The 20,355-nt window shown below is 62.0% G+C and carries 19 protein-coding genes and 1 riboswitch; of the genes, 13 read left to right on the top strand and 6 right to left on the bottom strand.

Annotated elements, in window-relative coordinates; translation table 11 throughout:
• Positions 1–301: 301 nt before the first annotated feature.
• Positions 302–736: a photosystem I reaction center subunit II PsaD gene (locus tag NW853_RS13835; RefSeq protein ID WP_414334398.1), complete on the bottom strand. Its 435-nt coding sequence runs from the start codon at positions 734–736 to the stop codon at positions 302–304.
• Positions 737–958: 222 nt separating this feature from the next.
• On the opposite strand from NW853_RS13835, the gene NW853_RS13840 reads away from it, so the two are divergent.
• The gene (locus NW853_RS13840; protein ID WP_414334396.1) at positions 959–1,843 is read left to right on the top strand and encodes an arginase family protein; all 885 of its coding nucleotides are present in this window, start codon (positions 959–961) and stop codon (positions 1,841–1,843) included.
• A 76-nt stretch (positions 1,844–1,919) separates the two neighbouring features.
• On the opposite strand, the gene NW853_RS13845 is transcribed toward NW853_RS13840, so the two are convergent.
• Positions 1,920–2,240 (bottom strand): hypothetical protein, encoded by a 321-nt coding sequence (locus NW853_RS13845; RefSeq protein ID WP_414334394.1) that lies wholly within the window; start codon positions 2,238–2,240, stop codon positions 1,920–1,922.
• A gap of 510 nt (positions 2,241–2,750) precedes the next feature.
• Between NW853_RS13845 and NW853_RS13850 the strand changes: the two genes are divergently transcribed.
• Together NW853_RS13850 and NW853_RS13855 are read left to right on the top strand one after the other, a co-directional pair.
• Positions 2,751–3,251, top strand: coding sequence for a cytochrome c oxidase assembly factor Coa1 family protein (locus tag NW853_RS13850; protein WP_414349315.1), 501 nt, complete (start codon positions 2,751–2,753; stop codon positions 3,249–3,251).
• A gap of 80 nt (positions 3,252–3,331) precedes the next feature.
• Entirely contained in the window at positions 3,332–4,852 is a 1,521-nt protein-coding gene (locus tag NW853_RS13855) for a YcjF family protein (RefSeq protein WP_414349316.1), read from the top strand.
• On the opposite strand, the gene NW853_RS13860 is transcribed toward NW853_RS13855, so the two are convergent.
• Positions 4,849–5,172: a hypothetical protein gene (locus tag NW853_RS13860; protein ID WP_414334389.1), complete on the bottom strand. Its 324-nt coding sequence runs from the start codon at positions 5,170–5,172 to the stop codon at positions 4,849–4,851. The genes NW853_RS13855 and NW853_RS13860 overlap by 4 nt on opposite strands.
• Before the next feature lie 183 nt (positions 5,173–5,355).
• Here NW853_RS13860 and rpsN point away from each other — a divergent pair, with 183 nt between their 5' ends.
• The 4 genes from rpsN (at position 5,356) to NW853_RS13880 (ending at position 8,143) form a co-directional block, all read left to right on the top strand.
• Entirely contained in the window at positions 5,356–5,661 is a 306-nt protein-coding gene (rpsN, locus tag NW853_RS13865; protein ID WP_414334387.1) for a 30S ribosomal protein S14, read from the top strand.
• A gap of 59 nt (positions 5,662–5,720) precedes the next feature.
• Positions 5,721–6,353, top strand: coding sequence for a ribonuclease D (locus NW853_RS13870; protein ID WP_414334385.1), 633 nt, complete (start codon positions 5,721–5,723; stop codon positions 6,351–6,353).
• A 99-nt stretch (positions 6,354–6,452) separates the two neighbouring features.
• The gene (locus NW853_RS13875) at positions 6,453–7,313 is read left to right on the top strand and encodes an ABC transporter ATP-binding protein (RefSeq protein WP_414334383.1); all 861 of its coding nucleotides are present in this window, start codon (positions 6,453–6,455) and stop codon (positions 7,311–7,313) included.
• A gap of 56 nt (positions 7,314–7,369) precedes the next feature.
• Positions 7,370–8,143 carry an ABC transporter permease gene (locus tag NW853_RS13880; RefSeq protein WP_414338052.1) on the top strand — a complete coding sequence of 258 codons (774 nt, stop codon included), beginning with the start codon at positions 7,370–7,372 and terminating at the stop codon, positions 8,141–8,143.
• A 33-nt stretch (positions 8,144–8,176) separates the two neighbouring features.
• Here the strand turns inward: NW853_RS13880 and ald are convergent, their stop codons facing one another.
• The 3 genes from ald to NW853_RS13895 form a co-directional block, all read right to left on the bottom strand.
• Complete coding sequence (ald, locus tag NW853_RS13885; protein ID WP_414349317.1) at positions 8,177–9,265, bottom strand: alanine dehydrogenase; 1,089 nt, start codon at positions 9,263–9,265, stop codon at positions 8,177–8,179.
• Positions 9,266–9,441: 176 nt separating this feature from the next.
• Entirely contained in the window at positions 9,442–10,578 is a 1,137-nt protein-coding gene (locus tag NW853_RS13890) for an LptF/LptG family permease (protein ID WP_414334378.1), read from the bottom strand.
• 184 nt (positions 10,579–10,762) lie between these two features.
• On the bottom strand, positions 10,763–11,968 hold the full coding sequence (locus NW853_RS13895; RefSeq protein ID WP_414349318.1) for a pentapeptide repeat-containing protein: 1,206 nt from the start codon (positions 11,966–11,968) through the stop codon (positions 10,763–10,765).
• A gap of 162 nt (positions 11,969–12,130) precedes the next feature.
• Here NW853_RS13895 and NW853_RS13900 point away from each other — a divergent pair, with 162 nt between their 5' ends.
• From NW853_RS13900 to NW853_RS13925, 6 genes are all read left to right on the top strand, one after another.
• Positions 12,131–13,951: a DUF1565 domain-containing protein gene (locus NW853_RS13900; RefSeq protein WP_414349319.1), complete on the top strand. Its 1,821-nt coding sequence runs from the start codon at positions 12,131–12,133 to the stop codon at positions 13,949–13,951.
• Positions 13,952–14,042: 91 nt separating this feature from the next.
• Positions 14,043–14,184: riboswitch (cobalamin riboswitch) on the top strand.
• Between the two features lie 39 nt (positions 14,185–14,223).
• Complete coding sequence (locus NW853_RS13905) at positions 14,224–16,170, top strand: TonB-dependent receptor plug domain-containing protein (protein WP_414349320.1); 1,947 nt, start codon at positions 14,224–14,226, stop codon at positions 16,168–16,170.
• A gap of 89 nt (positions 16,171–16,259) precedes the next feature.
• Positions 16,260–16,670 carry a DUF1636 domain-containing protein gene (locus tag NW853_RS13910; RefSeq protein WP_414349322.1) on the top strand — a complete coding sequence of 137 codons (411 nt, stop codon included), beginning with the start codon at positions 16,260–16,262 and terminating at the stop codon, positions 16,668–16,670.
• Between the two features lie 9 nt (positions 16,671–16,679).
• Complete coding sequence (locus NW853_RS13915) at positions 16,680–17,549, top strand: (2Fe-2S) ferredoxin domain-containing protein (RefSeq protein ID WP_414349323.1); 870 nt, start codon at positions 16,680–16,682, stop codon at positions 17,547–17,549.
• 3 nt (positions 17,550–17,552) lie between these two features.
• Positions 17,553–18,230: a hypothetical protein gene (locus NW853_RS13920; protein ID WP_414349324.1), complete on the top strand. Its 678-nt coding sequence runs from the start codon at positions 17,553–17,555 to the stop codon at positions 18,228–18,230.
• 2 nt (positions 18,231–18,232) lie between these two features.
• Positions 18,233–20,350, top strand: coding sequence for an ArsA family ATPase (locus tag NW853_RS13925; protein WP_414349325.1), 2,118 nt, complete (start codon positions 18,233–18,235; stop codon positions 20,348–20,350).
• The last annotated feature ends 5 nt before the right edge of the window (positions 20,351–20,355 follow it).

Below are 20,355 nucleotides of genomic sequence, written 5' to 3' on the forward strand. Positions count from 1 at the left end.
TCCAAGGAGTTCTTCGCGGCGGTTGCCAAGTAGGCTTGCCCAGGCCCTGTCAGGGATCCCGGGTTGTGCAGGTACAGCTCCAGCTTTGCTGGAGCTTTTTTGGCCAAAGGCAGCCCGACAAAAGATCCGACTCTTCCCAACATGACCTTCCGCCTCCTCTCTCCCTCGGGGAGAGGGGCCGGGGGTGAGGGCTAACAGCGCCGAACCCTTTCAAACCGGTTGCCAGCGGAGACGAATAAATTAAAGATCCCCTGAGCTGGCCAGGGGATCCGACAAGACAGAAAGACAAAGGCCGCCGGAATTAGTCCCAGGGCTTCCCGTCGGTGAATTTGTAGGTAACCGGCTCTTTGTTCTTGCCGATGTTGTGATCCACCTTGCCGACGGGCTGGCGCCCCTCGTTGACCTTCTCGGGAAAGACGCCATCTTTGGGATGCACCAGCTCCGGCTGTCCACCCGCCGGGATGCGGAAGATCTGGTAGTCCTTGATCTTGAACTCCGAGATCAACTGGGCGCCGAGAGCCAAGCACTGCTCCTTGCGGGCGAAGGTGAGATAGTTTTTGCCCTCCACCATCTCGGCAGCGCCGCCGGTGGGCATTTCAAACACCTGCCCCGGCTTGCCCGTCCAGGTGATCACGTATTTTTCTTCGGTTTCGGCTGCGCTCAACAGCCCTCCGGTGGATCCGCCAAACAGAGGCAGCTTCGCCCCCTGACGGGGATCGCCTTCCATCACAGCCATAGCCTACCTTCTCGTTGTTGTTTGCGTTGTCGGGCCGCGCTTGGAGTTGCGGCGCGGAGCACTTTGAATCTACCATCGGCCCAATTTTTGACCCCAGATCTGCCGGCGAACTGTAATTTTTCGTAGCAGATCCAGATCCGGCGCGGGCGGATCCCGGCTTACCCTGTGAGCCACTATAGAAGCAGGCCGCAGAGCTCTACCTTTGCAACAGGAACGACGTCCATGGCCCAGTGGTCCCTCCATCCCAGTTCGCAATCCAACGCCAGGGTCATTCTCATCCCCACTGCTTTTGGCCACGATACGCAGGCGCCGCTGGCCATTCTCAACGCTGGCGCCGAACTGTGTGCCTTCGAGCCTAGGTTGGGGATCGATGTGGATAAGCTGGCGGTGGCGCAGTTGCCGGGGCTGGTGGATGAGCCGCCCTACGGCATGTGTGAGGCGGCAGTGACGCAGGCTTGGCGACGACAACAGTGGCCGGTGTTGTTGCCTTCGGTCTTGGCGGCCAGTTGGGGGGCCATTCGTGCCCTTTGGAAGCACCACCCGGCCCTGAGTGTGGTGCATTGCAGTGCCCATGCCAACCTGATGCCTCCCGCAGAGATGACCCAGCCGGAGCAAGATATGGGCTATGGCAACGCCGCTTGGGTGGAGCGGCTCTACCAGCACAAGCTGCCGGTGGTGCATGTAGGGCTGCGCAGCGGCAGTGCCCGCGCCTACGCCTGGCTCAAAAAACACTCCAGCCCGATCTTCTGGGCCCAGGATGGCTGGGATCCGCAGCAGGTGGTGGAGGCTTTGCCGGAGCAGCCGGTGTTTTTGGTGGTGGACTGCAGTGTGCTGGATCCCTCTCTGGCGCCGGCGGTGCATTACCCAGAGCCGGGGGGGCTGGGCTGGTTGCGACTGTTACAAACCTGTGAGGCCATCTTCGCCGCTCGCCCGGTGGTCGGCCTTTCCCTGGGAGGGGTGGCGGTGGGATCGGCGACGCGGCCAACCGCCCGCGTGGTGGCCCGTCTGCTCAATTGGCTGCTGGCCTGCTACGGCCTCTACTCCCTGAAGCTGGATCCCGACCCCGCTATGCTCGAACGGCTGGAAAATAGATCGCGAACCTTTTGAGCCCAGCTTATGAAGTCTTTATCCGCATTCCTCTCGACCCTGACCCTACGGGTACAAGGCGGGGTTCCTGCGGTTTCTAGCTGACCTTGGGGTTAGGCTGAGGCACCAGCTTCGGCCCAGAAGCTTGGGGCTGTGCGTCCTCGGCTCTGTCCGGCACCGGGCGCAGGGGTGGGCCGAAGCGGCCAACGACTATGGTGTTGTGCAAGGCCGGGATCTGGCGGATGGATCCCTGGCGTAGGCAGCGGTGCAGGCGGCGCAGCAGGAAGAGGTCGGCCTCGGAGCACTCATCTCGGAACAGCCTCACGTTGAGCTCGTGTTCCTGAGCAGCGGTGAGCAGACCGGTGATCATAGCGGTTTGAATGATCTGCTGCACGGTCATGGTTGTCGCTTCATTCATAGATTCATGCTGCTAAATCGAGATTTTTTGCTGCTCTTATTCTCGACAAATCCCTCTGATATTGACTCCGCCAAATAGCGGATTCGAGAATGGGGGCTTTCGAGGTGTTCATTGACTGCTGATTCATAAGGGCTCCGTCCCGCTGATGCGACCAGATCCCATCCGAGGAAAAAGCCTAGAATCTTTGTGGTGCAAGCTTTTCTCGGCTAATCGGGAGCAAAGCCAGCAACTTGATACGTAGGGATCCAACCTTCGCTGCAGTGCGGAATTAGACTCAACAATGGGTTGCTTGAACTTGCCAAAGAGTGGCCGATTCCATGATTTTCCGAGCTGTTGTTTGAAGCTACAAACAGATGTCTGTAGCAATACGGAACTGGGAAGCGTCGCTCGTTACCGACAAATGGCGTAGGCTTGATTGGCCTTTTATCTGGGCTTTGTGGGACAGGAAGGCAACCAGGATGAGCGGCAACTTTGTGTTAGTGTAGGGGCACTCTGCGGTGGCGGTTGGCCATGTCGGAAAGTCCCCAACAAGTTGGCTGTGCTGTCCCGCTGGGCTGCTGCGGCTGTGGTTGTCTGGGTCTGCTGGCGGTGCTGGGCTTGGGGCTGGTGGGGGCAGGGATCCTGGTCTGGAATGGGATCCGCGCTTCGGGAGCCTATCGCACCTACCAGTTGGCGGTGGAGCAGCTCGAACAGAATGCGGTGGTGGTGGAGCAGCTAGGGGATCCCCTGCGTCCGGGCTGGCCCTCGCGGCTGCGCTTTCAGGAGGATGAGCAAGCCGGCTGGGCCTGTCTGTCCTTTTTGATCACGGGATCCCGGCGCACCGGCGAGGTGGCTGTGGAGTCGGAGCGGGGGGTGGCCGGTAAGGACTCCGTCCCGCTGACGCGAACAGCCTGGCAGTTGCGCCATCTGCAGGTGAAGGTGGATGGGGATCCGCAGGCCATTCGGGTCATCGAGGGGGGATCCCGGTGTGAAGGGGAAGAGCCGCCCCTACAGGCTGAGGGTGAGATCTAGGTAGCCGGACAGGATCAGCCACGGCTAGAGTCAAAAGGACTCCGTTCCGCTGACGCGAACGGTTGTGGCCCTGGATCCCTATGCGATCGGTTCCCTATCTGCGCTTGCTGCTGCTGTTGGCGCTGCTGGCCTCATTCACGGGCTTGATTGTCTGGCTGATCCAATCGTTTTTGGATCTGTACTACGCCACCCGCTACCACCCGATTTTGGGGGGGCTGTTGATCGGGGTGCTGGTGTTGCTGCTGCTGGTGTTTTTGGCCGCTTCCATCTACTACTTGTTTCTGTTCCGCCCCGCCCCTAAAACCGAGAGGCTTCCCAGGCCGGCCCCCCCGGAGACCCCTGCCGAGAAGTGGGAGGCAGCCCGGCGCAACCTGGCGCAACTAGAAGCTCAGATGGCGCAGATCCAGGATCAGGTGGCGCGGGCGGCGCTGGCGGAGCGGTCGGCTCGGCTGGCCCAACAGTTGGCCCGGCCCCAACTGCAGGTGGTGGTCTTCGGCACCGGATCGGCGGGCAAAACCTCGCTGGTGAACGCGCTGCTGGGGCGGCGGGTGGGGGCGGTGGGGGCAACGCTGGGCACCACGCAGACGGTGGCGGTTTACGACTGGGACTTGCCCGGGATCCCCCACCCGGTGCAGATCGTGGACTGCCCGGGCATTTTGGAGATCGGGCCGGCAGGGGCGATGCGGGAAGAGGAGGCGCAGGCGCAGGCCCAGGCCGCCGAGCTGCTGTTGGTGGTGGTGGATGGGGATCTGCGCCAGTCGGAGGTGGATCCCTTGCGCCGGTTGATCGCCCTGGGCAAGCGGGCTCTGCTGGTGCTCAACAAAATCGACCGTTACACCTCGGAAGAACGGCAGCTCCTCTTGCAGCGCCTGCGGGAACGGGTTTACCCCCTGATCCAACCGGAAGATGTGCTGCTGGCTGCTGCTGACCCGGCCCCCGTGCGGCTGGGATCCCAAACCTGGCAACCGGAGCCCGAGGTGGCGGCGGTGCGGGATCGCGTCCAGGCGGTGCTCTACGCCGAAGGGGGATCCCTGGCCTTGGACAATGCCCTGCTGCAATCGCAGCAGTTGGGGGAAGAGGCCAAGCGGATCATCCAGGCGCAGTTGCGCCGCCAGGCGGAGGAGGTGATCGATCGCTTTCAGTGGATCGTGACCGGCGTGGTCTTTGCCAACCCCATCCCGGCGCTGGATCTGCTGGCCATTGCCGCCATCAACGCCCAGATGGTGGTGGAGCTGGGATCCCTCTACGGCTGCCAGATGAACCTGCAGCAGGGGCGGGAACTGGCCCTGTCCCTGGCCAAGACCCTGGCCGGCCTGGGGCTGGTGGAAGGGGCGATCCAACTGACCACCGGGCTCCTGGCTACGGTGGCTGAGGTGAGCGTGGTCGGTTTTTTGGCGACAGCCCCCATCCAGGCGGCCAGCGCCGGCTATCTCACCCGCATTGCCGGCAAAAGCTTCATCGAGTATTTCCAGCGCAACCAAAGCTGGGGGGAAGGGGGGATGCAGGCGGTGGTCAGGGCCCAGGTGGAGAGCACCCAAAAAGCGGGCTGGCTCAAGGAGTTTGTCCGCCAGGCCTCAGAACGGGTTTTTCGCCTGCGCTAGTCCCTGTTGGCGGCCTCGACAGCAATATCCGTCGGCAGGAAGGTCAGCTCCATCTGCGCCACATAGTCGGCGTAGCTCAGGGCGGGCACATCATCCCATTCCGCCAGGCCATGCATGCACTTCGACCACTGAATAAAAGTGGCCGGATAGATATAGGCCAAGCTGGGATCCTGCAAAACCTCTTTGGGCAGCGGCGGAGCCGACTTGAGCACCGCCAACAAAGCCGGGGGCTTGTGGAGGATCACGCGGGTGGCCTCGATCTGCTCTGGGGAAACCTTGAACTTGGCGGCGACAAACGAGATCACTTTGGAAAGGGTCATCACCCACCACCAACCTTGCCTACAGAAAGAGATTGCCCCCAAGCCAAGAGGCTGGCCTCAGGGATCCTACGGAGCCCAAGCAAGGGGAGCGGCGAGGATGGCCGGCTCTGGGATCCCCTTGCCTGAGGGGAGGGCTTCTCGCTATTCTGGATAAGCTGAAAAATTGGGAGAAACAGGTGAGCCGTGGCTAAAAAGAGCATGATCGAGCGGGAGAAAAAGCGCCAGCGCTTGGTCGAAAAATATCGGGAGAAGCGCCAACAACTAAAGGCGGCCATGGCCGATCCCAACATCGACCAGGTCACCCGCATGGAGCTGCATGCTCAACTGCAAAAACTCCCTCGGGCCAGCTCGCCCACCCGCCTGCGCAACCGCTGCTGGAAAACCGGGCGTCCCCGCGGCTATTTCCGGGATTTCGGGCTCTGCCGCAACAGCTTGCGGGAAATGGCCCACCGCGGCCTGCTGCCGGGCGTGGTCAAGTCGAGCTGGTAGTTTGCCTAAGCCGCCGTTGCTTGGTTCTACAGCCAAACCATTCTTTTGAGGGAGCCGGCGTGGGCCTGCAGCCTTTTCAGCTTTGTGATGAAGATCTCGCTCTAGAGGTTGTGGAGGCATTGGCCGGCGAATCCCAGTTGGCCGTGGATACCGAAACGATGGGCTTGATCCCGCAGCGGGACAGGCTCTGCGTCGTGCAAATAGCTAACGCTGCCGGCGAGGTGGTGCTGCTGCGGCTCAGCCGCGGCGTGAAGCAGGCCCCCCGTTTGGCGCGGCTGCTGACGGATCCCAACATCGAAAAGATCTTCCACTACGCCCGTTTTGACTTGGCCATGCTGCGCTACCACCTGGGGATCCAGGCCTGGCCAGTCTTTTGCACCAAGGTAGCCAGCAAGCTGGCCCGCACCTACACCAGTAAGCACAGCCTGAAGGACGTGGTGAGCGAGCTGTGCGGGGTGGAGCTAAACAAAGCCGCCCAAAGCTCCGACTGGGGAGCTGTCCAGTCCCTCTCGCCGGAGCAGTTGGACTATGCGGCCAACGATGTCCGCTATTTGATCCCGGTGCGCCACAAGTTGGCCCAGATGTTGCAGCGGGAGGAGCGCTGGGAGCTGGCGCAGCGCTGTTTTCAACACCTGCCCACCTTGGTGGAGCTGGATCTGCTGGGATATAGCAACGTCTTCGAGCACCAGTAGGCGACAGCCCCGAAGAACCGGCCTCGCCGCTGGCCGGCAGAGTATTGGGCAATACAGTTGGTTGCTCTCCTCTCTGGTGTAATGGGAAGGAGGCTGGCCGTGAAAACCACCGGAGTTGAGTCGATGTTGGAGTCGCAGCAGGTGGCCCAGAGCAGTGTCTCTCTTGGGCTCTTGGACAAGCCTATCCTGGAGCTGCGCCACGTCTCCCTGCAGTACCCCGGCAAGGGATCCCCGGTCACGATCATCCGCGACCTCAGCTTTTCGGTGGCCCACTCGGAGTTTGTCTCGATTGTGGGGCCGAGCGGCTGCGGCAAGACGTCTCTGTTGAAGATGATAGCCGGCCTCAACACCAACCACGGCGGCACCCTTTACTTTCGGTTGCAGCCCGTCACCGGCCCCCTCAAGAGGGTGGGCATGGCCTTCCAAAATCCGGTGCTGCTGCCCTGGCGCACTACCTTACAGAACGTGTTGCTGCCTCTGGAAGTGGTAGAGCCCTACAAGCGCACCTTCCGGCAAAACCTGGCTCAGCACAAAAAGTCGGCGCTGGAGCTGTTGGCCGCCGTGGGCTTGGATGGTTTCCAAAAAGCCTATCCTTGGCAGCTTTCCGGAGGGATGCGGCAGCGGGTTGCCCTCTGTCGAGCTTTGATCCACCAGCCGGAGCTGTTGTTGCTGGATGAGCCCTTTGCCGCCCTGGATGCCTTCACCCGCGAGGAGATGTGGGAGATGTTGCAGCGGCTGTGGCTGCGCACCGGCTGCACGACTATTCTCATCACTCACGATCTGCGGGAGGCGGTTTTCCTCTCCGATACCATTTATGTCATGGGGTCGCGGCCTAGCGAGATTGTCTTTACCCTCAAGGTGGATCTGCCCCGCCCGCGCCCGTTGGAGATCTGCCTGACGGACGAGTTTCACCACTTGGTTGCGGAAGTGCGCAAGCACATAAGGACTCCGTCCCGCTGACGCGAACGGCGCAGCAGCTAACCAAAGTTTTCTCGATAGATCGCCGCGCAACCCAGATGAAGAACTCCTTTGACCGATTTCTCCAGACGAAAGCGGCCTCGCTGCTCCTGCCGGTGGTCACCCTGCTGCTGACCCTTGGCCTTTGGGAGGCAGGGGTGCGGCTGTTGCAGGTTCCCCGCTTTGTTTTGCCTGCGCCCAGCGCGATCTGGCAGTCGATGCAGGAGTGGGACGAGGTGATCCTGGGGCACTCGCTGTTTACCCTCAGCTCAACCCTGCTGGCTTTTGGGCTGGCTTTGGTGGGCGGGATCTTGCTGGGATCCCTTATCGGCAGCTCCCGCCTGGCCCATCTGTGTCTGTACCCACTGCTGGTGGGGTTTAATACCATCCCCAAGGTGGCCCTGGTGCCGCTGCTGGCGATTTGGTTTGGCCTGGGCATGATCCCGGCGGTGATTACAGCTTTTTTGCTGGCCTTTTTCCCCATTGCCGTGAATGTGGCGGTGGGCCTGGAGACGGTGGAGCCAGAAATGCGCGATGTGCTGCGCTCCCTGGGGGCCAGCGGTTGGGAAATCTTCCTCAAGGTGGGGCTTCCCCACAGCTTGCCCTATCTGTTTGCCTCGCTGAAGGTGGCCATTTCGCTGGCCTTTGTCGGCGCGGTGATCGCGGAGACGGTGGCCTCTAACCGCGGGCTGGGCTACCTGATTGTGTCCGCCAGCTCTTCTTTTGATGTGCCCTTGGCCTTTGCCGGCTTGGTTGCCCTCGGCCTCATGGGTGTTCTGCTCTACTCTTTTTTCGCCGCTCTGGAGCGCTACCTCTTGGCCTGGCGGCAGTAGCGGGAGGGATCCCGACGGGAAAGCTGGCCCAAGCTAGCTCAAGTCGGGAAAGGTGGCCCGCACCGCCGGGTGGATGAGCTTTCCGCCCCGGATGTTGAGCCCCTTGGCCAGGCCCGGATCCTGCTCCAGGGCGGCGCTCAAGCCAAGGTTGGCCAACTTGAGGACGTAGGGGAGGGTGGCGTTGACCAGCGCCTGGGTCGAAGTCCAGGGGACGGCCCCCGGCATGTTGGGAACCCCGTAGTGCAAGACTCCGTGGGCTTCGTAAACCGGCTGGGCATGGGTGGTGACCTTGGTGGTGGCGATGCACCCCCCCTGATCCACGGCCACATCCACGATCAAAGAGCGGGGCCGCATCTGGGCCACCAGCTCTTCCTTCACCAAAACCGGGGCGCGGCTGCCCGGCACCAACACTGCTCCCACCACCAGGTCGGCCTCGCGGACGCACTCCTCGATGCTCTGGGCGGTGCTGTAGAGCAGCTCCACCCGCGACCCGAAGATCAGCTCCAGCTCGTTGAGGCGCTGCAGGTTGATGTCCAGAATCTGCACCCGCGCCCCCAGCCCGACGGCCATCTTGGCCGCCTCCGTACCCACCGTGCCCCCGCCCAGGATCACCACCCGCCCCGGCGGCACCCCTGGGATCCCGCCCAGCAACACGCCTCGCCCCCCCTGCTGACGGGTGAGGTGGTGGGCGCCAAATTGCACCGACAGCCGCCCGGCAATCATGCTCATGGGCATCAAGAGGGGCAGGGATCCGTCGGGCAGCTCCACCGTCTCGTAGGCCAGGCAGGTGGCCCCCGAACGCAGCAGGGCCTGGGTCAGCTCGCGGCTGGCCGCCAGGTGCAAGTAGGTAAACAGGATGAGATCCGGATGGAGCAAGGGATACTCGGCGGGCAGGGGCTCTTTGACCTTCACCACCAACTGCTGCCGGTAGATCTCCTCCGGCGTGGCGGCCAGCTTGGCCCCCGCTTTTTGGTAGTCTTCGTCGCTAAAGCCCGCCCCCTGGCCGGCTTGGGTCTCCACCCACACCTGGTGCCCCTGCTCAGTCAAGGCCCGCACCGCCGCCGGCGTCAGGCCGACGCGAAACTCCTGCTCTTTGATCTCTTTGGGCACGCCAATGCGCATAGGGATCCCCACAGGGCTGTTCTCCAGTCTAGACAGACCGGCGCTGGGATGGGATCCCTGGCCTGCGCAGACCGGCCAAAATCCCTACCTTTTCCCCGCAAGGGGACGGAAATTCTGTTGAGGGGATCTGGTGGATCCCTGGCTAGGTTGGGGGTTGCTCCGCCCGGAAGGGATCCCTAGCGCAGGAAGCGGGCCAACAGCAGCAGGCCAAGGCTGCCGAAGAGGAGGTTGAAGCTCCAGGCTGCTGCCCAGGGAGGAAGGGCTCCTGCTTCTCCCAGGCTGCGAGATACGCTCAGCACCACGTAGTAGGCAAACACCAACAGGATCCCGAAGACGACGCCGCCATAGCGGCCCACACGGCGAGCGGTGCTGGATCCCAGGGGAAGGGAAATCAGCACGGCAAAAAAGCTGGCCAGGGGCAGGGAAAAGCGCATGTGGAACTCGGTGCGCAAGGGCTGGGTATTGAGGTTGGAGCGGGCCAGGCGGGAGATGCGCTCCGCCAGCTCCGGTAGGCTGAGCTCGTTGGGGGGAACTGGCGGCTGCAACAGGGCGGCCAGATCTTGGGAGACCGCCAGCGGCTTGCGGTCGAAGGGCTCTTCGGCCAGGCTGAGACCATCGGGGCCGTAGCGGTGGGTCACTCCTTCGCTGAGGGTCCAGTCCAGGCCATTCCACACCGCCTGGGCCGCCAGCGTCACTTCCGCCAACTGGTACTTGCCCCCCGGCAAGGGATCCACCTGCAAGATGGTGACATCCTGCATGGTATTTAGCCGCGGATCCACCTGGCGGATGAAAAACCAGAGGTTGTCTAAGGACTCCGTCCCGCCAACGCGAGCGGTCTTGAAAAAGACGTCGTATTGCACCGGGCTTGTAGCCTGGGCCAGGAGCGCCTGCTGGTCAATGCGGCGGATTTCCCGTTTGCTGGCCGGCAAGAGCACGTTGCTGATCAAAAAAGCGCTCAGGCTCATGAGCAGCCCCACCAGCAACAGGGGACGAAAGATGCGCGTAAACGGGATCCCGGCTGCCCGCATGGCGGTAATCTCGCTGTTGCCGCTCAGCTTGCCCAAGGTGAGCATGGTGGCAAAAAAAGCAGCGATGGGCATGCCCAGCACCACCATCTCCGGCAGATCCAACATCAAGAGCCGCAACACCGTCAGGGGCGGTACGGATCCCTCGACCAGCCGCTCGGCCAGGGTAAAGAGCCGGCCCGCCAAAAGCAGCAGGGTTCCCCCAGCTATACCGGCCAAAAGGGGGGTGAGCATCTGTCCAAAGAGGTAGCGCTCCAGCAGCCAGAACTTGGTGAACAAGCGGGCCATGGGCAAAAGTTGAGGGATTAGGGCTATTTCAAGCTAGCGTGAACGGTTCGCTGGCAGGCCCTCACCCCCGATCCCTCTCCCAGAGGGAGCATTCCCTCACCCCCGGCCCCTCTCCCAGAGGGAGCATTCCCTCACCCCCGGCCCCTCTCCCAGAGGGAGAGGGGAGCTGGCCATTGGCTCTGGATCAGGGCCGTAGGGAGGCTGGCGGTTCGGCGGGAGGGGGTAAGGGCTCGCTTTTGCCGCCGGGATCCAAGCGGGAATTGGGGGGCGAAGGGTCGGGATCCAGTTTGGCCCCCCAGGTGGCCAGGTAGGCTCTTTGTTCGGGGGAAAGGCGACGCACCCGGCGGAAGTCCGCGCCGGCCACGATGGCGCCGGCATAGGCTCCCGTTTTGAAATCGGGCTTTTGTCCTGGCTGGGCCGGGGAAGCGGTCTGCAGGGATCCCACAAACAAGAGGGCGCGGTAGAGATCGGCCCCGCGCAGGTCGGCATTGCGCAGGTTGGCCCCGCAGAGGTTGGTGTGGCTGAGGTCGCAATCCTGCAGGTTGGCTCTTTCCAGGCTGGCTTCACTGAAATCCACCCCCCGCAACAGGGTGCCATGCAGGTCGGCCCCTTCCAGCATGGTGCCCAGGTTAACCACGCGGATCCCGTTGAGGCGATCCCGCTGGTAGCCGCCTTTGCCGTCCAAAATGGGCCGGCCCAGGTGTTCGTCGCGGCGCAGGGGGCTGAGCAAGTTGGCGGTGGAGAGGAAGCGCAGAATCTTGGCTTTGCCGAAGCGATCCACGCCGTTGAGGAGCGCCGCCGTGCGCCCGGCAGCGATGGCCCGCTCCAGGGGCCAGTCGTCCAACTGCCCATCAGGGGAGAGAACCAGGTTGGAGATGCCCTCGAAGTAGGCGTCGATGGTCTGCTGCTGGGTAATGGTGTTCTGCTGGATGGTGAGGTCGCGGGAGATAACGTACTGCCGCCAGGCAATATAGGCGGCCAGGAGAGCGATGAAGATCTGCCCGGTAGCGCCGAACACCTCCCCCAAAGCCCCAATCGCCTCCCAGCTCAGGGATCGCAGGGTTGAGAGAACCCCACTCCAGACCACTGCTCCTGCCACGGCCAAGCCGAGGGCTGCTGCCGCCCATCCCAGGCTGGGCCACGTGGTTAGCCACTGCCAGAGATCGCGCCCAATCTGCACCCAGAGCGGCTGCCCCCACCAGCCGGCCAAGCCCAGCCAAGCCAGCACCGCCCCCCAGCCCAGGGCCGGCTGCCCCGTCAACCCCGCCAGCGCCAGCAGCCCTGCCGGGATCCCCAACAGCAGCAGATTAAGCAGGGGGCGCCCAGACGAGAGGGAAGCCAGCGGCAACTCTTGGGAGGAGCCTTCGCGGGCAAGGGCTTCTTCGGTCATGGCAAGGGTATACTCTAGGGGTAGCGTTGGATCTACAAAAAAAGCCTGCGTCAGTCCGTATTTGGAGTTGGGGAAGAGGGCAGGATCCCGCCTCTCGGGTTTGGTAGGATAGCCTCGACCCTCCTTCCTTCTCTGGCCCAGCCTGGTGTGAGGATGACTCCTATGATCGCTTCCTTATCGTTTATCCGTCTGCAGAAATCCGGCGAACACCAATTTACAGCAGTCCTGCCTGACTTGTGGTTGCAGCGTCATGGTTCCCCAACCCTGGCACGACTGGCCGCCTCTCTGCTGTTGAGCACCAGCTTACTGCTGGCGGCAGGAAGGGATCCCAGTTGGGCGCAAACTTCCCTGGACACTGGCCTTTTGGAGAAGCAGGCCCTGCCCCAGGCGCCACCGCTGCCGGACGACCGCCCGGCCATTTTTGTCGATGCCGCCAACGGCAGCGATACCCAAGGGGATGGATCCCGCAACAACCCCTTCAAGACCATCACCCATGCCATTGGACGGGCGCCAGCGGGCAGCATCATCCAGCTGCTGCCGGGGATCTACAGCGCAGAAAGCGGCGAAGTCTTCCCCATCCGCCTCAAGGCTGGCCTTATCTTGCGCGGGGACGAGTCCACCCTAGGGGAGGGCTACCTGATCGATGGCGGCGGCACCTACATGAGCCCGACCCTGGCCCGGCAAAATGTTGCTCTGCTGGCCGAGACCGGCTCAGAGGTGCGCGGAGTTACCCTGCGCAACCAGGGTCGGCGCGGCTATGCCCTCTGGATAGAATCGGCTTCCCCCCGCATTCTCAACAACAGCTTTGTGGGCAGCATCCACGACGGGATCTTCCTTGCCGGCGCTTCCAACCCCTGGATAGAGGGCAACCGCTTCTACAAAAATGGGGCCAATGGCATCTCCGTCTTGGGTACTTCCCAGCCCACCATTGTCAACAACCTCTTCCAAGAGACCGGCTTTGGCCTCACCATCGACCAGCGCTCGGCGCCGATGGTGCGCAACAACCGCATCCTGCAAAACCGCACCGGCATTGTGGTTGGCGGCAGCGCCCGGCCCATCTTGCGCAACAATCTCATCGCCCGCAACTTGGAGACTGGCCTCACTGCCATTACCACCGCCCAGCCCGATCTGGGCACGGCCTCGGATCCCGGCAACAACATTTTTGAGGGCAACGGCCAGTACGACATCCACAACGCCACCCGCGGCCTGCGCCTCAACGCCAACGGCAACCAACTGGCGGGCAAAACCAAAGGGGAGCTGGATCTAGCGGGCCAAACCACGGTTGCTGCCCTGCCCAGCAGCGCCCCACCACCCATTGTTGCCGGCGGCTTGACGCTGCCCAGCGCCCCCCCGGCTCCCAGCCGGGATCCCCAGCCGGCGGTGGCCAAGCCAGCCGAAACTTCCACAAACCTACCGGTGGTGGCGGTGCCGCAATCGACGGCCCCCCTTCCCCCTCCTGCAGCGGGCTCGGGGGGGCGTATTTTGCCCAGCGGCCCCAGCCAGCCGTCAAGCACGCAACCCCAGGAGTTTGTTGCCGTCCCCTTCACCCCCGATGGCTCTACCACGCCTGCCCAGCCGGTTGAGCCGGCTCCTGCCGCCCCTGTCCGCCAGGCCTCTGCAGCTCCCCTTACCGACATCACCACCCTGCTGCCGCCGCCGGCCCGCCGCCAAGCCAGAGAAAACCCTCCTACCTCCTCCTCTGCACCCTCAAGCTCGGCCCCAGCTCCTCCTGCTCAGGCTGCCGACAAGGACTCCGTCCCGCTGACGCGAGCGGCAACCCAGTTTCGCGTCTTGGTAACCCCCAAGGGCAGCGACGACTTGCAGCGGCTGCGGCAGCTCGTCCCCGAAGCGGTGGAGACCGTGTTCAACGGCAGGACGATGCTGCAGGCCGGCCTCTACGACAGCCGCAGCCAGGCCCAGTCAGTCCTGGATCGCCTGTTGGACGCCGGCTTTGACGCAGTGGCGGAGATGATCTTCCGTTGATATCACTGCCCAGGGATCCCCCCCGGCAGGATAGGAACTCCCCAGCAGGGGATGTATGATGCCTAGCACGGCTTTTTCCAAAAGGACTGCGGAGAAAGCCGTGCCGTCAGGTTGCTCTGGGGATCAGCCAGGGCAAGCAATGGGGAAAGTCCGGTGCAAATCCGGCGCTGTGCCGCAACTGTGATGGGCTAAGGCCCTCAGTCAGGATGCCCGCCTGCGGCTTTGGCTCACAGCTTAGCTCTTCCGCGTCGCACGGAAGCAGGAGAAACCGGATGAAAGTAATTGTTGTATGTCTCAGCCTTGGGCTGGGGAGCTGGAGTTTGGGGATCCCAGCCTGGGCGCAAGCGGTCTTGGACACCAGTCTTAGTGCCGAGATTTTCAATCAACCCGTCACCACACCGTTTCGCCGCCCTGGCTTGCTGCGGGACTCTTCGCGCCCAGTCTATGTCATCACCCGCCAGCAGATGCGCGAGCAAGGGGCAAGGACGGTGCAAGAAGCCCTGCGCTATCTGCCTGGGATCCTCAGCGATGGCACAGCGGGAACTCAGTTGGGAGCTCTTAGCTCTCAATTCATGCGAGGGGCGCGAACGGCGCAGGTGTTGGTGCTCTTGGACGGCCGCCCCCTCAACGATCTGGGCTTCTTTGGCGGGTTTGACCTCTCTCAACTCACCACAGATATTGTCGAGCGAATTGAAGTCTCTCCCGGTGGCGGCTCTACTCTGTATGGCTCGGATGCTGTTGGCGGCGTGATCAACATCGTTACGGTGGAGCCACAGCCAGAAACGGAGACGGTGCTGGAAGCGGCGGTCGGCAGCTACGGCCTCAATGAGCAAGGGATCCAAAGTCGGGGCCAAGCCCAGGATCTGGGCTGGGTGCTCAGCTATCGCCGTCTGAAAAGTAACAACGACTTTCCCTTTGCAATTGAGCGGCTGGGCAAGTCAGGCAAGCGGGAAAACTCGGCGGTGGAGTACCACAACTTGCAGGCCAAGCTTACCTGGCAACTGGCCAAAGACCAAGTCCTAACAGCCAACGCCCTCTACCTCAATAAAGCCTTTCGTGTGCCCAGCAGTGTGGAATTTCCCTCTCCCGATGCAGAGCAAAACACCAACGATCTGCTGCTGGATCTCAGTTGGCTGTGGACTCAGGCAACAGGATCCCTGCAGGCAAGAGTCTTTTTTGACGATCTCAACTACCGTTTCAGTGCTCCGCAAAGCCAGGGATCCCGCGACGTCATCCTGCGCAATGGCTGGGGATCCCAGCTGCAGTATGCTTGGCAAGCCGGCGAAAACCTAGAGGGAGCTTTGGGGGTAGATTATCGCTCCATCTCAGCTCGCAATACAACTTTTTCCTTTGCCAACGGTTCTGCCAATATCAACTACGACGATACGGTTAACCAGGGCGCCCTGTTTGCCCGCCTGGATTACAGCCCGGATCCCAACTTCCACCTTGATCTGGGCATGCGCCAGGACTTCAGCAGTTTGGCCAATGGCTCGGCCACCTCGCCGGCTGTGGGGATCCGCTGGACAGTGGCGGAAGGCACCACCTTGAGAGCCAACTACGCCAGCAGCTTTCGCACCCCCTTGATCTCGGAATTATTCTTTCGGCTGCGAGGCTTTTTTGAAGTGGATGGCAACCCCAATCTCCGCCCAGAGCGAGGGGAGAGCTTTGACGTTGGCTTGGATCAGAGCCTGGGAGATTTTGGCCTGCTGCGGCTAACGTTTGCCCACAACCGCATCCGCGATGGCATCACCTTTGTCAGCCTGGGGCCGCGCCAGGGAACCTATGAGAATATTGGGCTGGTCGAATACACCGGCCTGGAAGCGGCTTTGGATTTGCGTTTGGGGGAAAACTGGACGCTTTTTGCCAACTACACCCTCAATGATCCCATCATCCGCGCTGCACTTAACCCGGCCACAGTTGGCAAACAGCTAGCCTTTGTGGGAGCCGATAGCTTCAACCTAGGCCTAACCTATCGCTATGAGCAGGGCGGGTACGGCTTGATCTTGGTCCATCACATTGGGAGCTTTTTTACCAACAACTCCAATACGGAATCCCTGCCAGGCTATACCACCGTGGCTTTGCGGGGAGGGATCCCGTTGACTGAGGCCCTGAGCCTAGAGTTGGGGATCGACAACCTGCTGGATGAGCAGTATGAAGTTTTCCCCGGCTATCCCGGCGTTGGCCGCACGCTGAGGGTGAGCTTGCGGGGGCAATTTTAGCATCCTCTCGGGCTGTTTTTGGCTAACTATCTAGAACAAGCTGCCCTAGTGGAATTGTCTGCTTTGCAGTTGAGTTTGGATACAACTCTATGGTGAGCGCGACCAACTTTCCCTCTATTTCTCCATCGACAACTTTGGCTCAAGCTGAGTCTAAACATTGCCTTTGGGTTTGCACCACCTGTGGATCTCGCTGGGTCAACGGCCAAAAAGAAGGGATCAGCAAGGGAGAAATGCTCCTAGCTGCCTTGCAATCCCAAAGGCTCAATCCCCAACTGCAACTGAAGCCAGTTGCCTGTATGAGCGGCTGCAGCCACGCTTGTGTGGTTGCGCTGGCAGCCCCCCGAAAGATGACCTATGTCTTTGGCGATCTCGATCCAAAAGACGTGGAGCCAATCTTGCAAACGGCGGAGCTGTATTTGGCAAAGCCCGATGGGATCCTGCCCTGGGCAGAGCGCCCCATCAAAAAGGGGGTGATTGCCCGCATTCCGCCAATCCAATAGGAGCAACCTATGGCTGTTTTCAATCCCTGGGTCACACCCCTAAACCAAACTTGGCAAGAGGTTTCCCCCATCGGCTGGACAACCGTTTACGAAGGGATCCCGGCTCACATCGACTGTCTTGGGCCGCTGCTCTATGAGCTCTTTCAGGAGCGCTGGGCCGAGATCCAAGTGGGCCAGGTGGTGGAGGGTGGCGTCCTGGAAGCGGCCTTTAAGGATCCCCCTACTCTCTGTGTGCTCTACGACGGCTACTTGACCGTGGCCACGGAAACTTGGCATTTGCATCTGTGTTTGGAGGAACACCAGGGCGGCCCCTACCGCAGAACTCCTCCTGAGCTGCGCCGCAAAAGATTGGTCGGCCGCGCCGCCCTCTATCGCCGCCTCAATCCGCAGGGCCAGCCTCGCCAATGGGGGATCCAGTTTTGGAACGGGGCAGAGGAATCGCTGCTGCAGATCTTTTTGCCCAGTCCCTTTTTGGGGCCAGGAGAAGACTACCTGCCCGAAGGCAAAGCCGACTATCAGCAGCTTTCCCTTTATGAACGCCTGCGAGCCATTTACGTCGAGGGAAAAGAGCGGATCCCTTACGCAGATAACCCTCTCCAGCGGCCCTATTTGGCGGTTTGCCGTTCCAGCCGCTGCTATCCTTCTCGCCACTATCAGCCGGTGGTGGAAGCTTTGCAATCGGCCCTGCGCGAGGCCAATCTGGATGTTCCGGTTATCACCTCAGGATGCCTAGAAGTCTGCCAACAAGGGCCGGTGGTTTTCTACTCTGGTGACCGCACCTGGTACAAGCAAGTCACACCCCCAGTAGCGCGGCAAATTGTCCAGGAGCACCTGCTGAACAAGTGTCCCTTAAAAGCTCACCTTTTTCCTGGGGATTAGCCTATGGTCAGCCTACAAGCTCTTGTCCAGTCCATCCCCAAAACCCGCCGCGGGATCCCGGAAGTCATTTGGATCCAAGCCATCCGCGATCTAGCCCAAGGTCGATTTTGGCCCAGCCTATTGACCACCATCGGCTGCCTTAGCAACATTGCCTATACCTGTACACTGCCTTTTGTAACTGTTGGCATCGTCACGGGCACCACGTTAACTCGCCAAAGGGCAATCGTCAGCGCTTCGATGATTTGGCTGGCCAACCAAATCTTTGGCTACACCTGGCACAACTATCCCCGTACCCCTGATTCTTTGGCTTGGGGGTTGGTCTTGGGGATCGGCACGGTGGGGGTGGCGTGGCTGGCCAGCTATCGCCCGCTCTTTTTCCAGCCCCACCCTGTCCAACCTCGGCAATGGCTGCGCAATTACCTTTGGATCCTGGTCATGCTGATCCTAGGGTTCCTTGCTTTTGAAGGGCTGATCTTGGCAGCCGGCCTGGTGCTGGGCGGAACAGAGGGCCTGACCCTGCCCATCTTGGGCAAGATCTGGTTGCACAACTGGCTGTGGACGGGCTTTTGGCTTGGGATCCACGCGCTGCTGGCCTGGGACAGAGGACGCCGCCGACTGGAGTTGGCGAGAGCCCACCTCAGCGGGCTGGGGTATCCCCAAGGGAGATCCAGGCCAGAATAGGGGTGACCTGCGCGCGAGGGATCCCTTTGCAGCCCGCTCAGCTCGACAACTCCCCTTTTGACCGGCTCGTGGACTACGTCCCGCTGACGCGATCGGCTTCCTGCCGCTTGCTGCTGTTGAGCGGCAAGGGGGGTGTGGGCAAGACCACCCTGGCCTGTGCCCTGGCCCGTCACCTAGCCCAGAGGCAACCAGAGCGCCGTCTGCTGTTGCTATCCACCGATCCGGCCCACTCCCTGGGGGATGTGCTGGGGATCCCGGTGGCCGACACCCCCCAACCCCTGCCGGAAAGTGCTCCGCACCGCTTGCGCGAACGGCCCAACTTGCAGGTGCGGGCTCTCCAGGCCGAGGTGCTGCTGCAGTCTTTCAAGCAGACCTACGGCCCTGCTCTGGAGCTCATTGCCGAGCGGGGCAGTTGGCTGGGGCGAGAGGATCTGTTGCCCCTTTGGGATCTGGACTGGCCGGGGGTAGACGAGCTGATGGCCATCCTCGAGGTCAACCGCCTGCTGGCAGGCCAAGAGGTGGACACAGTCATCCTGGACACGGCCCCCACCGGCCACACCCTGCGGCTGTTGGAGTTGCCCGACTTTTTGGATAATCTGCTGGCGGTGTTTGCCACCTTCCAGGCCAAGCACCGCGAGGTTGTCCAATCCCTGACGGGCACCTATCGACCGGATGAGGCCGATGCCTTTTTGACCCGGCTACAAAGTGAGCTGGAGGGAGGCAAAGCCCGCCTCACCGACCCGGAGAGCACCTCTGCTTGGCTGGTGCTGATCCCGGAGCCGTTGAGCGTGGCGGAGACCCGCCGCTTCTGTCAACAACTGCAAAGCCGCCGTGTGCCTGTGGGGGGTCTTCTGGTCAACCAGGTGCTGCTAGGGACGTTGGCGGCCGCAGGGGAAAAAGCGGAAGCAACCCCCAGCCGCCCCTCGCCTCTCTACCTGGCCCGCCAGCAGGAGCAGTGGCGCTGGCTAAAAACGCTTCAAGAGGAGCTGCCTGGCTATCCCATCTGGGTTTGTCCCTATCAACTGGAGGAGCCGATTGGGCCGACGGCCCTGGACAAGCTGGTGCAGCAGCTTCGCCCCTTGCCAGAGGTGCTGCCGCAGTTGGCAGGGATCCCCGCCCCGGGGGAACTCTCCCCTTCGCCGCAGCGGGACGAAGTCCTTGGGATTGCTTCTGGGCAGAGCCAGGCTTTGGGCCTTCCAGATTTTTTGGCCCAAGGGATCCGCCTTGTGCTGGTGGGGGGCAAGGGTGGGGTGGGCAAGACCACGGTGGCCGGGGCCCTAGCCTGGAACCTGGCCCAGCGCCATCCCGACCAGCGGCTCTTACTGGTCTCCATCGACCCGGCCCACTCACTGGGGGATCTGTTTCAGACGAAGCTGGGTCAGGAGCCGCTGCCGCTCTTGCCCAACCTGCTGGGCCAGGAGATCGAGGCGGCGGCAGTGCTGGAGCGCTTCCGCCAAGACTACCTGGAGGAGGTGGCGGCCATTTTGGCAGGCGAGGGGACGGCAGGGGTGGAAGTCCAGTACGACCCCCAGGCTTGGCGGCAGCTTTTGCAGATGCCCCCTCCCGGTCTGGACGAGGTGATGGCCCTGCTGACGGTGCTGGAACAAGAAGCCAGCGGCCAGTTCAACCTGGTGGTGGTGGATACCGCCCCCACCGGCCATCTCCTGCGCTTTTTGCAGATGCCGCAGGCCCTAGAAGGCTGGGTGAGCCTGGCCCTGAAGCTGTGGCTAAAGTACCGCGACGTGGTGGGCCGGCCGGAATGGGCGCAGCGGCTGCGGGATCTCTTGGCCCAGGTGCGCCAGCTCCAGCGGCGGCTGCGGGATCCCCAGTTTGTTAGCTTTGTCCCCGTCTTCAACCCCGAACAGGCAGTTCTGGCCGAAACCGAGCGTCTTTTGGCGGAGTTGGATGCCCTGGGGATCCCCCATCCCTACGCCGTTCTCAATCGGGTTTGGCTAGAGGACTCCACCCCCTTGGGAGAGGCCCTCCGCCGCCGCCACCAAGCCCTTCTGGCCCAGCTCCCCCGGCGATTCTCCCAACAGGCCATCTTGATCATCCCCTTCGTGCATCCTCCCAGCTTGGAGAATATTGGCTCCTACTTATTTGCTCCCCAGGAGCCCTAACCTGG

Origin of the sequence: Synechococcus sp. H55.11 (assembly GCF_047462475.1) — a bacterium.
Lineage (GTDB): Bacteria > Cyanobacteriota > Cyanobacteriia > Thermostichales > Thermostichaceae > Thermostichus.

What these genes read in the sequence shown, in the direction of transcription:
- NW853_RS13880 (WP_414338052.1), top strand. Translation starts at nt 7,370, where the DNA reads ATGAAGAACTCCTTTGACCGATTTCTCCAGACGAAAGCGGCCTCGCTG.
- NW853_RS13860 (WP_414334389.1), bottom strand. Translation starts at nt 5,172, where the DNA reads ATGACCCTTTCCAAAGTGATCTCGTTTGTCGCCGCCAAGTTCAAGGTT.
- ald (WP_414349317.1), bottom strand. Translation starts at nt 9,265, where the DNA reads ATGCGCATTGGCGTGCCCAAAGAGATCAAAGAGCAGGAGTTTCGCGTC.
- NW853_RS13895 (WP_414349318.1), bottom strand. Translation starts at nt 11,968, where the DNA reads ATGACCGAAGAAGCCCTTGCCCGCGAAGGCTCCTCCCAAGAGTTGCCG.
- NW853_RS13920 (WP_414349324.1), top strand. Translation starts at nt 17,553, where the DNA reads ATGGTCAGCCTACAAGCTCTTGTCCAGTCCATCCCCAAAACCCGCCGC.
- NW853_RS13835 (WP_414334398.1), bottom strand. Translation starts at nt 736, where the DNA reads ATGGCTGTGATGGAAGGCGATCCCCGTCAGGGGGCGAAGCTGCCTCTG.
- NW853_RS13845 (WP_414334394.1), bottom strand. Translation starts at nt 2,240, where the DNA reads ATGAATGAAGCGACAACCATGACCGTGCAGCAGATCATTCAAACCGCT.
- NW853_RS13900 (WP_414349319.1), top strand. Translation starts at nt 12,131, where the DNA reads ATGATCGCTTCCTTATCGTTTATCCGTCTGCAGAAATCCGGCGAACAC.
- NW853_RS13850 (WP_414349315.1), top strand. Translation starts at nt 2,751, where the DNA reads ATGTCGGAAAGTCCCCAACAAGTTGGCTGTGCTGTCCCGCTGGGCTGC.
- NW853_RS13840 (WP_414334396.1), top strand. Translation starts at nt 959, where the DNA reads ATGGCCCAGTGGTCCCTCCATCCCAGTTCGCAATCCAACGCCAGGGTC.
- NW853_RS13915 (WP_414349323.1), top strand. Translation starts at nt 16,680, where the DNA reads ATGGCTGTTTTCAATCCCTGGGTCACACCCCTAAACCAAACTTGGCAA.
- NW853_RS13910 (WP_414349322.1), top strand. Translation starts at nt 16,260, where the DNA reads ATGGTGAGCGCGACCAACTTTCCCTCTATTTCTCCATCGACAACTTTG.
- NW853_RS13855 (WP_414349316.1), top strand. Translation starts at nt 3,332, where the DNA reads ATGCGATCGGTTCCCTATCTGCGCTTGCTGCTGCTGTTGGCGCTGCTG.
- NW853_RS13905 (WP_414349320.1), top strand. Translation starts at nt 14,224, where the DNA reads ATGAAAGTAATTGTTGTATGTCTCAGCCTTGGGCTGGGGAGCTGGAGT.
- NW853_RS13890 (WP_414334378.1), bottom strand. Translation starts at nt 10,578, where the DNA reads ATGGCCCGCTTGTTCACCAAGTTCTGGCTGCTGGAGCGCTACCTCTTT.